Origin of the sequence: Frigoribacterium sp. CFBP 13729, from assembly GCF_014841875.1 — a bacterium.
GTDB lineage: Bacteria > Actinomycetota > Actinomycetes > Actinomycetales > Microbacteriaceae > Frigoribacterium.
Window position 1 is genome coordinate 196,258 of the sequence record NZ_JACYUR010000003.1, and the last position, 12,193, is coordinate 208,450.

The 12,193-nt window shown below is 75.7% G+C and carries 9 protein-coding genes; 5 read left to right on the plus strand and 4 right to left on the minus strand.

What is annotated here, in order from left to right:
* Positions 1–95: 95 nt before the first annotated feature.
* Positions 96–4,505, minus strand: a complete 4,410-nt coding sequence (locus tag IFT77_RS11335) for an FtsK/SpoIIIE domain-containing protein (RefSeq protein WP_192170028.1) — start codon at positions 4,503–4,505, stop codon at positions 96–98.
* Positions 4,502–5,797, minus strand: coding sequence for a hypothetical protein (locus IFT77_RS11340; protein WP_192170029.1), 1,296 nt, complete (start codon positions 5,795–5,797; stop codon positions 4,502–4,504). The genes IFT77_RS11335 and IFT77_RS11340 overlap by 4 nt, the downstream gene beginning before the upstream one ends.
* A gap of 81 nt (positions 5,798–5,878) precedes the next feature.
* Between IFT77_RS11340 and IFT77_RS11345 the strand changes: the two genes are divergently transcribed.
* The 3 genes from IFT77_RS11345 (at position 5,879) to IFT77_RS11355 (ending at position 8,980) form a co-directional block, all read left to right on the plus strand.
* Complete coding sequence (locus IFT77_RS11345; RefSeq protein WP_192170030.1) at positions 5,879–6,721, plus strand: hypothetical protein; 843 nt, start codon at positions 5,879–5,881, stop codon at positions 6,719–6,721.
* Positions 6,711–7,463, plus strand: a complete 753-nt coding sequence (locus IFT77_RS11350; RefSeq protein WP_192040627.1) for a hypothetical protein — start codon at positions 6,711–6,713, stop codon at positions 7,461–7,463. Before IFT77_RS11345 ends, IFT77_RS11350 begins: the two co-directional genes overlap by 11 nt.
* A 65-nt stretch (positions 7,464–7,528) precedes the next feature.
* Positions 7,529–8,980: a glucose-6-phosphate dehydrogenase gene (locus tag IFT77_RS11355; protein WP_192040626.1), complete on the plus strand. Its 1,452-nt coding sequence runs from the start codon at positions 7,529–7,531 to the stop codon at positions 8,978–8,980.
* A gap of 156 nt (positions 8,981–9,136) precedes the next feature.
* Here the strand turns inward: IFT77_RS11355 and IFT77_RS11360 are convergent, their stop codons facing one another.
* Positions 9,137–9,934, minus strand: coding sequence for a transglutaminase family protein (locus tag IFT77_RS11360; protein WP_192040625.1), 798 nt, complete (start codon positions 9,932–9,934; stop codon positions 9,137–9,139).
* A gap of 119 nt (positions 9,935–10,053) precedes the next feature.
* On the opposite strand from IFT77_RS11360, the gene IFT77_RS11365 reads away from it, so the two are divergent.
* Together IFT77_RS11365 and IFT77_RS11370 are read left to right on the plus strand one after the other, a co-directional pair.
* Positions 10,054–10,350 carry a hypothetical protein gene (locus tag IFT77_RS11365; protein ID WP_192040624.1) on the plus strand — a complete coding sequence of 99 codons (297 nt, stop codon included), beginning with the start codon at positions 10,054–10,056 and terminating at the stop codon, positions 10,348–10,350.
* Between the two features lie 101 nt (positions 10,351–10,451).
* The gene (locus tag IFT77_RS11370) at positions 10,452–10,724 is read left to right on the plus strand and encodes a hypothetical protein (RefSeq protein ID WP_192040623.1); all 273 of its coding nucleotides are present in this window, start codon (positions 10,452–10,454) and stop codon (positions 10,722–10,724) included.
* A 130-nt stretch (positions 10,725–10,854) separates the two neighbouring features.
* On the opposite strand, the gene IFT77_RS11375 is transcribed toward IFT77_RS11370, so the two are convergent.
* Positions 10,855–11,793: a hypothetical protein gene (locus IFT77_RS11375; protein WP_244638739.1), complete on the minus strand. Its 939-nt coding sequence runs from the start codon at positions 11,791–11,793 to the stop codon at positions 10,855–10,857.
* Between the last annotated feature and the right edge of the window lie 400 nt (positions 11,794–12,193).

Genomic DNA, 12,193 nt, shown 5'->3' on the forward strand with positions numbered 1-12,193 from the left:
GATGCGCTCCCCCGCCCGTCGGAGAGCACTTCTCGCCGGTTCACCGTGACCGCTGTCGGCGGCGCAGCGGCACGGCGGCACGGAAGGAGGCGGCGTCAGCGCGTCACGTCGGGCACCTGCACCTGCGCCCAGCGGCCGCCGCTGTGCAGGGCCCCGCCGCCGGCACCGGTGCGACCGACCATGAACTTGGGGATCTTCTGCCCGAAGAGCTGCGTGCCCACGAGGGCCGACGTCGGGGACAGCACCAGCCCCTCCTGCGTCTTCCGCACCTCGCCGTACGGCCCCGAGAACGTCTTGCCGGCCGCGTCGGGCGACACCGCCACGACGAAGGCCAGGCGATCGCGGTGCGCCATCAGCGCCTGCTCGAGCGGGGTGTCGCGGAGCGTCTCGACGTCGTCCACGACGACGGTGAGCACGACGCCGTCGCCGACGCGGGCCACCTCGGCCGCGAGGTCGTCGCCGGCCGACGGCGACGACGGCGAGACGGCGAGCGGCACCTCGGCGGTGCGCGCCCAGCGCGACAGCGGGGACTCGCGCGTCGCGACGACGAGCACGGGCCGCGCGTCCCACATCAGCTGGTGGGCGATCGACGCCAGCGTGGTCGAGCGGCCGGTGCCGCGGTCGCCGACCACCGCGAAGCCGCCGATCGCGGGCCAGTCGATCGTGTACCGCGACAGCACGTCGCCCCCGACGCCGACGGTCGGCGACTCGGCCGGCGACCAGGAGGCGCGCGGCAGCTCCGCGGCGTCGCTCAGCGAGAGCGCCCCGGGCAGGGCGTCCACGCGGAACGGGACCGGCAGGGCAGGGTCGCGCGGGGCCGCCTCGAACGCGGCCCGCGCCTCCTCGACGATGTCGCGCAGCACGGCCGTCTGCGCCTCGGCCGAGGCGTCGCGGCCGATCACCGCGACCTGCGCCTCGCGGGCGCTCGCGCCGAACATGAGCCGTCCGGCGGGCACCGTCTCGGGCAGCTCGCGGATCATCACGCCGGCGCCGCGGTAGTCGTTGACGTCGCGCAGCGGCAGCACGTACTGGTCGCCGATGAAGCCCGACACCCGGTCGCCCGAGACGGTGCGGTCGGCGGCCATGACGACGCGGATGCCGACGCCGGGCCCCTCGCGGAGCACGCGCGTCACCTGGTCGCGGAACAGCACGAGCTCGTCCGACTGCAGGGTCGAGGTGACCCGCTCCCAGCCGTCGACGGCCACGACGACGAACGGCAGGCGGTCGGCCGGCTCGGCCCGGCGGCGCTGCTCGACCACGCTGCCGACGGAGGCGCGCGACAGCACCGTCTGACGTCGCGACAGCTCGTCGAGGAGGCGCGTCATCAGCCGCGGCAGCCGCGTCGGCTCCAGCGCGGTCACCACGGCGCCCGTGTGCGGCGCCCGGGCCAGCGGCAGGAGCCCGCCGTTGCCGTAGTCGACGACGAAGAGATGCAGGTCTGCCGGGTCGTGCGCCCGGACGGCCTGCGCGAGCAGGGTCCGCAGCGCGGTCGTGCGGCCCGAGAGCGCCGAGCCGATGAAGAGCAGGTGCGAGCCCGCGGCGACGTCCCAGACGAGCGGGCGCTGCGTCTGCTGCGCGGGCATGTCCTCGAGGCCGATGACGAGCTCGTGCGGGTGCGCGGCGGTGCCGGTGCCGTCGGGGGCGGGGGCGTCCGCGGCGGACGAGACCACCGCCTCCAGCGGGAGCATCGTCGGCAGCGGCAGCAGCCAGGGCGACGGGTTGGCCGGCACGCCGAGCAGCCGCGTCGCCTCGGTGACGAGGTCGACGAGGGCGCGCAGGTCGGTGTCGTCCTGGTCGACCCCGGCCGACGCGGCCCCCTGCGAGGGGAACCGCGGCTGGTAGCCGACTGCGCGCCAGTCGAGCTCGGCGAGGGCAGGCAGCACCTTGCGCGTCCGGTGCGCCCCGGGGCGTACGCCGGCGACGCGGGCCGTCTGGAACGCCGCCGGTGCGACGCCGACCCCGGCGCGCACGAAGCCGCGGCCGGGCGTCGCCACGCCGATGAGCGACGCCTCGGGCGAGCCGAGCACGTCGGTCGAGTCGGCGCGGTCGGTGACGCGCAGCGCGACGCGGAGGTTGATGTTCGACTGCATCTCGGGCGTGATGACGCCGCTCGGGCGCTGCGTCGCGAGCACGAGGTGCACGCCGAGGGACCGGCCGACGCGGGCGATCCGCACGAGGCCGTTGATGAAGTCGGGGTGCTCGGTCTTGAGCTCGGCGAACTCGTCGATCACGATCATCAGCCGGGCCAGGCCGAGACGGGCCGCCGTCGCCGGGTCCTTCGACCAGGCCGCGTCGACGTCCTTGACGCCCAGCTCGGGGCGGCGTAGCACGGTCTCGCGGCGCTTCAGCTCGGCGTCGAGCGACTGCAGCGCCCGCTCGGTCTCGCGCGCGTCGAGGTTCGTGACCATGCCGACCGTGTGCGGCAGGCGCGAGCAGTCCTCGAACGCGGAGGCGCCCTTGTAGTCCACGAGGACGAAGTTGAGGGCGTCGGGCCGGTTCGCGAGGGCGAGCGAGACGACCCAGGTCTGCAGGAACTCCGACTTGCCCGAGCCGGTCGTGCCGGCGACGAGCGCGTGCGGGCCGTCGGCGGCGATGTCGACGGCGAACTGCGAGTCGGGCCCCGCGCCGACGACGACGGCGGTGCGCCGCGGCGAGAGCTGCCAGCGGTCGACGATCGCCTGCGGGTCGTCGAGGTCGACGCCGAGCAGCTCGGTGTACCGGACCGACGTCGGCAGCATGCCCTCGTCGCCGACGCCGCTGACGTGCTTGATCGAGCAGAGGCTGCGGGCGATCTGCTCGGCCGCGGGCAGCGAGAGCCCGTCGAGCAGCACGTCGGGGTAGTACGCGGCGTCGGACTCGAGGCGGGCCAGCGAGTGGTCCTCGCCGTCGACGACGACGACCGTGCGCGACTCCTCGGGCAGGCGGGTGCGGTCGGTGTCGATCGCGATGACGTGCACGTCGGCCTGCCCGCCCGACTCGAGCAGCGAGACCATGCCGGGCAGCATGCGGAACCGGCGGGCGCCGTCGACCACGACGACGACGGTCGAGTCGAAGGCGGCGGAGCCGCGCTCGGTCGAGGCGCGGAGGCGCGCGGTCGTCAGCGCGCTCAGCTCGCGCAGACGGTCCCGCCGGGTGTCGTCGGTGTTGCCGACGAGGGCCACGACCGACGAGCCGGCCTGGGCGTGGGGCAGCCACTGCACCCACTCCCAGAGGGCCGCGTCGTCGTCGTCGCAGAGCACGACGACCTGCGCGTCCCGCGGCGAGCGCAGGGTCGCGAACGAGGCGAGCATCGCGCGGACGGCGCTGCGCGCCGCGTCGGGGGCGCCGGCGAGGCCGACGACGCCTGCGGAGAGGTCGACCGCGACGGGCGAGGGGGCCACCCCGACGTGGCGAGGCGTCGCGCGGTCGCGGCTGCCGCCTCCTTCGAACCGCACGTCGAGCGGCACCTCGGTGACGCCGACGCGCACGTGCACGGCGTCGGCGTCGCGCTTGCGGCGCTCCCAGAGGCGCGAGAGCGGCAGGGTCGCGACGTCGCGCACGACCACCGGGTCGGGATGGGCGTACCAGCGGTCGAGGCGCTGCTCGCGGACGAGCCGGGCGATGCGCGTGCGGCCGTCGACGATGTCCTGCTGCCACTCGTCGAAGGTGCGCACGCCCTTCTTCTTCGCGCGGGAGCGCGAGGTGAGGAACGTGCCGATCACCATGACGGGCGACGCCGCCGCCATCATCAGCATCACCGGGCGGTTGAAGACGAGGGCCATCGTCACCCCGAGGATCACGGGGATCACCGCCGACAGCCACGGCAGTGGCGTCTTGTCGGCGTCGTCGGGGCGGTCACCCGGCAGCACGACGACCGGCGGCGTCGTGGCGGGCGAGATGCGGGAGGTGCGGTTGAAGCCCCGCATGCCGACCTCGTCGGGCGCGGTGTCGGCGTCGCTCCACGGGGCGAGGCCGATGCGCACGACCGAGCTGCCCAGCTGCACGACGTCGGCGGGGACGATCCGCCCGTCGCCGGTGAGCGGCTCGCCGTTCACCGCGACGCCCGCGGCGCCCTCGACGACGGAGAGGCGTGCGGCGAGCGGTCCGCGGCGGGCGCCGCCGACCTCGTCGACGGCGTCGAGCGTGAGCGTGACGTGGTGCCCGGCGAGCCACGGGTCCGCGATGCGCAGGTCGGCCCCGGCGCCGCTGCCGATGCGCAGCGGGGTGCCCGCGGCCAGCGGGACGACCTCGCCGGCGAAGGGGCCGCCGACCACCTCGAGGCGGGGCTGGCCCGGGTGCAGGGCGGGCGCCTCCTGCGGGGGCAGGGTCTGGCCGTTGAGCACGGGCGCGTCGACGAGTGCGGTGTCGGGGTGGACCGTCGGGGCCACCAGGGAGGGGTCGACGCCGAGGCTCTCGGCGACCTCGGCGACGGAGGTGTCGTCCGTCACGTCGAGCAGGACCGAACGCGGCGGCCCGGCGGGGGCCCCGGCGTCGTCGGTGTCGCGCAGGCTGAGTCGCAGGGTCACGGGGTGCCTCCGAGGCGGTCGAGGATCGAGACGAGCGGCGCGAGCAGCACGGGCGCGTCGGGGGCGCCGTCGTCGCCGTCGTCCGCGGGCAGGGCGGGGACGAGGGTGCGGACGGCGGCGGCGGCGTCTCCGCGGCCGGGGACGGGCGCGACGCGGGCGGGGCCGACCGGCAGCGCCTCGGCCGAGTCGGAGCCGGCCCGCACCAGCGTCACGCTGCCCGTCGCCTGGCGGCCGTCGGGCGTCACGACGTGGAACGCGAACTGGTCGACGTCGGGGGCCGGGTCGTCGTCGGGGGCCGGGTCGTCGTCGGTGCCCGCGGGCGGCGTGTAGACGGCCTCGTCGCCCGAGCAGCGCACCGTGCCGGCGGCGGGCACGCCGCAGCCGAGGAGGCGCGGGGCCTCCGCCGCGTCGCCGCCGCGGGACGGGCCGGCGAAGGTCAGGTCGTCCAGGTCGACGACCGTGTCGCCCTGCTCGGCGAGCGGCACCGTCACGGCGAGCGCCTGCAGCGGCCCGGCCCCGGTCGCGCCCGCCCCGGTCGCACCCGCCCCGGTTGCGCCCGCAGGAGAAGCGGTGAACGCCACCGTGAGGCTGGTCGTCTCCGACCACTGGTCCTGGGCGTCGCGGAGCCGGTACGACACGACGGCGTCGCCGACGAAGCCGGGCGCCGACTGCACGGCGAGGTGCGAGGGGGTCGCCCGGGCCACGGCCGCGCCCTCGGGCGAGACGCCGCGCACCTGGAGGCGGGCGCCGACGCCCTCGCAGCCGTCGCAGCGGACGAGGAGGTCGGAGAGCGGCACGAGCGCGACCGCACCGGAGTCGAACGGGTGGTCGTAGACGAGCTCGGGAGCGGCAGGAGGGGTGGGCGGCGCCTGCTCGACGCGGTACGAGACGGTCACGCGGGTGGGGCCGGTGCGCAGCTCGACCGGCATGACGACGGTGCCCGCGTCGGGGTCGTACTCGTCGACCGAGAGGGTCAGCCGGCTCGGCTCGCAGCCGAGCTCGACGCCCTCGGGCGGGACGACGGCCGAGCAGTCGGCGACGGTCCACCCCTCGGCCATGGGCACCTCGGCCTCGTCGCCGAAGGGGATGCTCACGAGGCCGGGATCGGCGGGTGCCTCGGCCTCGCCGGGCGCTGCGGTCGAGCCCGGCGCCGCTGCGGTCGAGCCGGGCGCTGCGGCAGTCGAGCCTGGGGCTGCGGCGAGCGCCGGCCCGGCCGTGCCGGTGAGCAGCGCCGAGGAGGCGGCGGTCGCGACGACCACGGCGAGCACGGCGGCACGCAGAGAACGTCCCACTCCCCGGCTCCCCTCTCGTCGAGTGATCCATATACTAAGGGCCACCGTCGACAGACCGGGCGGTGACGGCCCAGGGGGACCATGAGCGACGGACAGCACCGCGGGGGCGGCTCCGAGGACGAGTCCGAGGGCGTGCGGGCGGCCGAGGTCGACGACGACTTCGAGCTGACCGTCACGCGCGGCCGCCGGGCCCGGCGCGCTGCTGACGTCCCGGTGGACTCGGCCGAGGCTCCCCCGACGTCCTCAGCGCCGCCCGCCGCCGCGGCGGCGCTCCCGCCGATGCCCGCCTCCCCGCTCCCGCCCGCCCCCGCCTCCTCGCCCCCCGTCGCCTCGGGGCCCCTCGCCCCCTCCTGGACGACGGCGCCCGGCTCGCTCACGGCGTCCCGGCTCGGCTGGGAGCCGGGAGCCCCGCGGCTCGGCGAGGGCGGCGAGGCGGTCGAGGCCGCCCCGAAGAGGCCGCTCGGCAGCGAGATCGGCGTGCTGCCCGAGCTCGAGCACCGCGAGGAGAAGAAGCGACCGCTCTGGCGCCACCCCGCGTTCATCGTGTCGGGCGTGCTCGCCGTGCTCGCGGTCGGGGTCGGGGCGACGCTGATGATCCTGTCGCTCACTTCGGCCGGCCCGCCGCAGGTCACCGCGCTGACCGTCGCCGTCGGCGAGGGCAACGTGCGCCTCACGTGGGACGGCCCCGACGTGCCCTACGACCTCTACGCCGTCGCCTCCGACGGTGCGGCGACCGACCTCACGCAGCTGGTGCGCGGCACCGAGGCGTGGATCCCCCGGGTCGGCGGCCTGGTCACCGACGACTCCTGCTTCGTCGTGCGCGCGGCCGAGGCGACCGCGGGCGACCCCGTCTCGCTCGAGCCCGCCGACCTGGGCGACCAGTCGGCCCAGAGCGTCTGCGTGGCCGACGCCGATGCCGGCTGACGGCTGGTCGCGGCGACGCCTGCTCGCGGTCGCGGCCCTCCCGCTCGCCGGGGCGCTGCTCGCGGGCTGCGGGTCGGAGCCGCCCGCCGTGCCGACGCCCACCGGCATCGCCCTCCCCGACGTCGAGCTGTCCGACCCCGACCGGAACGGCCTCGAGTACCTCGACGGCCCGACGGCGCTCGACTCCGTGCTGCGCTCGGTCCGCACCGCGACGTCCGTCACGATGGCCGGCACCTTCACCGAGCTCCTCGCGGCGCCGCAGGGGTCGGACGTGCAGCCGGAGGGCCGCGTCCTCGGCGTGTCCTTCGTCGGGACCGCCTCCGACTACTCCGCACGGGTCGAGGTCGAGGACGACTCGGGCGTGCAGACGACCTACGTCCGCACCTCGGGTGCCGACTCCGAGATCACGACGGACGGCGCCTCCTGCGTGTCCGCCGCCGACGACGCCGTGACCCGGTTCGCCCCCCTGCTCTCGCCTCCCACCCTGCTCTCGACCCTGCTGCGCAGCGGCGACGCCGCGGTCACCGTCTCGACGGGGGCCGTCGTCGAGGGAGGCCCGGGCGAGCCCGACACGGTCGAGCTCGTCGTCGGGGACGACACCTCGGTCGTGGGCACCCTCGTCGTCTCCGCCGAGGGCGAGCCGCGGCCCGTGTCGTTCACGGCGGCCGACACGTCGGGGCGCGCGGTCTTCTCGTTCAGCCAGTGGGACGAGCGCGCCAGCCTGCCCGAGCTGGGCTGCTGAGCCGCCGGCGGCGCACGACGAGAAAGGCAGGGCACCGCACCGGCGCGCGGTCTAGCGTCGTCCGCATGACGACCGCGACGCGACAGACGGCCAGCACCCCCGCGACGGAGGCGACCATCGGCGACGAGGGCGGGCCGAGCAGCGAGCCGGTGACGCTCCTGATCCTGGGCGCGTCCGGCGACCTGGCCGCCCGCCTCCTGATGCCCGGGCTCGGGGGGCTGCTCGCCCACGAGCCGGTGCGACGCGTGCAGCTGATCGGCGCCGGCGTCGAGGAGTACTCGGACGAACAGTGGCACCAGCGGGTCGTGGACTCGTTCGCGAGCGTCGAGGCCGCCGGGCCCGCGGTCGACGCCCTGCTCGCCTCGACCCGCTACATCACGGCGGACGTGACCTCGGCCGACGCCCTGACCACGCTGCTCGACGCCTGCGAGGCGCCTCCCGCCATCTACTTCGCGCTGCCGCCCGCGATCACCGAGAAGGCCTGCGAGGCCCTGAAGCAGGTGCAGCTGCCCGAGGGCACCGCGCTCGCCCTCGAGAAGCCCTTCGGCACCGACGTGGCGTCGGCCGGGCACCTCAACGAGCTCGTGCTGCAGCTCGTCCCCGAGGAGCACGTGCACCGCGTCGACCACTTCCTCGGCCGGGCCACGGTGCTCAACCTGCTCGGGCTGCGCTTCGCGAACCGCCTGATCGAGCCGATGCTCAACAACCAGCACGTCGAGAGCATCGACATCGTCTACGACGAGACCCTCGGCCTCGAGGGCCGGGCCCGCTACTACGACCACGCCGGCGCCCTCGTCGACATGATCCAGAGCCACCTGCTGCAGGTGATGGCCGTGCTCACCATGAACGCGCCCTCGACCCTGACGGCCGTCGACCTGCGGGACGAGAAGCAGCTCGTGCTGCGCGCCACGCGCCTCCTCGACGGGGACCCCGTCGCGAACAGCCGTCGCGCCCGCTACACGGCCGGCACCATCGAGGGCCGCGACCTGCCCGCATACACCGCCGAGGAGGGGGTGGACGCCTCGATCGAGACCGAGACGCTCGCCGAGATGGTCGTCGAGGTGCAGAACTGGCGCTGGGCCGGCGTGCCGATCCGGCTGCGCTCGGGCAAGGCCCTGGCCTCGAGGAGGCGCGAGATCGTCATCACCTTCCGCCCGCCGACCCACGTGCCGCGCGAGTTCGTCGGCGGCGGCACGCCGGACCGCCTCCGCATCGCCATCGCCCCCGACGAGATGTCGCTCGAGCTCAACGTCAACGGCCCCGGTGACTCGTACGACCTGTCGCGGGCGACCCTGCACGCCGAGTTCGGCCTCGGGGACCTCACGGCCTACGGCGAGGTGCTCGCCGGGATCCTCGACGGCGACCCGACCCTGTCGGTGCGCGGCGACTCGGCGGTCGAGGGGTGGCGCATCGTCGCCCCCGTGCTCGACGCGTGGCGCGCCGGCGACGTGCCGATCGACGAGTACCCGGCGGGCACGGCCGGCCCGTCGTCCTGGCCCGCGGTCGAGGACGACTGAGCGGGCCGCTCAGCCGAGGGGCGTCCTCCGTGCTCCGTTCCGGACAGGATGCCTCGGCGTGCCGGGGCATCTCGTCCGGAACGAGGCATCGAGGGCGAACGTCGACTGCTCAGCCGACGCTCCTGGCCCGCGGTCGAGGACGACTGAGCGGGCTGCTCAGCCGAGGCTGACGAAGGCGGTCACGTCGTCGCGGGGCAGCTCGTCGGCGACGGCGGCGACCTGCATCGACGCGACGGTCACGGCGGCGCCGTGGCTCGTGAGGAACGCGGTGTCGCTCGCGTCCCGGCCGGTCGCGATGCGCAGCAGCGTGCTGCGCGGCGCGAGCGTCGTCGCGTCGACCACGTGCCACTCGTCGTCGACGAAGGCCTCGGCCACGGCGTGGAAGTCCATCGGCGACAGCCCCGGCGCGTAGACCGACACCAGCCGGGCCGGGACGTCGAGCGCGCGGAGCAGGGCGATCACGAGGTGCGCGTAGTCGCGGCAGACGCCCTGGCGGTCGAGCAGCGTCTGCACGGCGCCGTCGGTCGGCGCGCTGGCACCGGGGACGTAGGCGAGGTGCGACCCCACCCACGAGCTGACGGCCGCGAGCAGGTCGCGACCCGCGAGGCCGCCGAACTCCGCCCGCGCCGTCGGCGCCAGGGTGTCCGACTCGCAGTAGCGGCTCGGGCGACGGGAGCGCACGAGGTCGAGCTCGTCGACCGGAGGCGGGGCGAGCCTCCCCTCGACGACGACACGGTAGTCGACGAGCACCCGGCCGGCACCGACGTCGCACAGGTGCAGGCGGGTGCCGTGCTGGTCGACGAGCTCGCGCACGGCGACGGGGGCGCCGTCCTCGGTGACGACCAGCGCCTCCTCGGCTCTCTGTTCGTACAGGGCCGAGGCGGCGACCGACAGGACGAACTCGGCCGGGCCGGCGACGTCGAACTCGAGACGGGCGGAGGCGGTGCGCTTCATGCCCCGAGCCTGGCAGGCCCGCGGGTCGGGGCCGAGTCGGGCGTGCGTCGCGCATGTGAACTCGTCGACGGGACCACTCGACGGGCGGGGTGCCGGACGCGTGCGCTTGGATCGAGGGCATGCCCTCCTACCGCGTCCTGCTCTCCGTCGGCTCGTTGCGACCGGGAGCGCGGCCCGACGCGCTGCTGCCGAGCGCTGCCGCCTCCGCCGCCGAGCACGCCACCGTCGAGGCGAACGACATCATGATGGTGCGCGGCGAGCCCCAGCTCGTCGTGCGGTTCACGGGGACGGACGACGACTTCGCCCTCGGGGTCGGCGCCGCGGTCGAGTCGACGGTCGACCGGCTGGCCGAGGTGCGCGGAGCCCGGGTCACGCGCCGCGACGGCGGCGCCTGGACCCTCGTCGGCGCCGTCTGACGCACCACGCCCCGCCGGGTGGTCGGATGTCGTCGTCCCCGGTGAGCGCGACGACAGTTCCGGACCACTCGGCGGATCCCGCTCGTGCGTAGGCTCGACGCATGGACGGCAGGGGCGGCAGGGGCAGGACGGGCAGCGCAGGCAGGACGGCACGCGCCGTGACGGCGCGAGCCGTGACGATCCTGTCCGTGGCGGCGCTCGCCGCCGGGGCGCTCGCGGGCTGCGGCGAGCGCGACGACCCCGTCGTGACGCCGACCCCGTCGCCGGTGAGCCCGACGGCGACGCCCGAGCCGGCCACGCCCGAGCCCTCGCTGGAGGCGCCGGTCACCACGGACAAGCCCACGGACCGGCAGACGATCCCGCCGCAGAACTAGGTCACGCGGCTTGCGGCGGAGGCTCGGACCGACAGGAAAGGTCCTCCCCGAGCTCGGGGAGGACCTTCTCCGACGGTTCAGCGCGCCCGTCACCCCCGTGACGGGACGCGGCCGAGACCGGCGGGCGTGCTCAGTACCAGTTGACCGACTGGCTGTGGCCCCAGGCGCTGCACGGGGTGCCGTAGGCGCGCTCGATGTAGTCGAGGCCCCACGTGACCTGCGTCGTGGCGTTGGTGGCCCAGTCGGTCCCGACCGAGGCCATCTTGCTGCCGGGGAGCGCCTGCGGGATCCCGGCGGCTCCGCTGCTCGGGTTCGAGGCCTTGTAGTTCCAGCCCGACTCCTTCTGCCACAGGTTCACGAGGCAGCCGTACTGGTCGCTGCCCCAGCCGTACTTCGACGACGCGAGCTGCTGGGCGGCGGCCTTGGCGGCCGCGGGCGTGTTCGCGGCGGCCTGGGCGGCAGCGGCCGCGGCGGCGGCTGCCTCGGCGGCGGCCTGCGCCTCGGCGGCAGCCTGGGCCTCCGCGGCGGCCTGGGCGGCAGCTGCGGCGGCGGCGGCCTGGCGGTCGGCCTCGGAGGCGGCGGCCTGGACCGTCTGCGCCGTCGTCGCCGTCTCGGCCACGCGGGCGGCGAGCGTGTCGGAGTCGAGGTTCTCGTAGTCCGCGAGCGACGCGACCGAGGTCTCGAGCGCGCTGGCGTCGACCTTGTCCTTCGTCGAGGTCACGACCTGCGAGGCGATGTCGATCGTGGACTTCGCCTGGGCCTCGGCGAGCGAGTCGGCGATCGCCTCCTCGTTCTGCTTCACGCTCTCGGCGTGGGCCGCGGCGACGGCCTCGGCCGACGGGGCGCGGTTCACGAAGGCGAAGCCGGTGCCCGCGACGATCGCGACGGCGGCGACCGCGGTCACGCCGACGAGGCGGCGGCGGCTCGCGCGGCGACGGCTGGCGGCGATGGCCCGGCGAGTCAGCGGCGCGGCCGCGGTGCCGGTGGAGTCGTCGGTGGTGGAGCGGGTGGTGCTTGCGGTGCTGGTGCTGCGGGCGCCCTCGGGGGCGGGGGTGTTCTCGGAGGTCATGTCGTCCCATTGCTCGGCCGGCCTGCTCGGCGCGCCTCGGTCGGGGGCACGTCGACTCACCTCTGCGCCTCGGGTGCGCAGCACCGCGGGAGGCGCGGTGCACGACGGCACGGCCGGGGAGTCGGTCCCGGAGGCGGCCCGGCCGTTCCGCCCACGGGCGGACCGGTCGACCGGCAGGTGCTGTCGAGGTGACGGGTCGGTGTCGGTTCCAGCGGGGCCTCGGGGCCCGGCACGTCCGCCCAGCGCTGCCGAGGGGTACGGGCGGGCGCGGGCGAAGCGACGAGCATGCACCACGAGCCTGAGTGTCCCCGCAGAATCCTGGTCGCTGCTCGGTCCGGACCCCTCGGGAGTGGCCAGTTGGCGGGGTCTGGCACGACTCAGACGCCCACCAGGTGGCAAG

Bases quoted from the DNA above. Each gene is read 5' to 3' on its own strand.
- IFT77_RS11345 (WP_192170030.1), top strand. From the start codon at position 5,879: ATGAGCGACGGACAGCACCGCGGGGGCGGCTCCGAGGACGAGTCCGAG.
- IFT77_RS11350 (WP_192040627.1), top strand. From the start codon at position 6,711: ATGCCGGCTGACGGCTGGTCGCGGCGACGCCTGCTCGCGGTCGCGGCC.
- IFT77_RS11355 (WP_192040626.1), top strand. From the start codon at position 7,529: ATGACGACCGCGACGCGACAGACGGCCAGCACCCCCGCGACGGAGGCG.
- IFT77_RS11360 (WP_192040625.1), bottom strand. From the start codon at position 9,934: ATGAAGCGCACCGCCTCCGCCCGTCTCGAGTTCGACGTCGCCGGCCCG.
- IFT77_RS11365 (WP_192040624.1), top strand. From the start codon at position 10,054: ATGCCCTCCTACCGCGTCCTGCTCTCCGTCGGCTCGTTGCGACCGGGA.
- IFT77_RS11370 (WP_192040623.1), top strand. From the start codon at position 10,452: ATGGACGGCAGGGGCGGCAGGGGCAGGACGGGCAGCGCAGGCAGGACG.
- IFT77_RS11375 (WP_244638739.1), bottom strand. From the start codon at position 11,793: ATGACCTCCGAGAACACCCCCGCCCCCGAGGGCGCCCGCAGCACCAGC.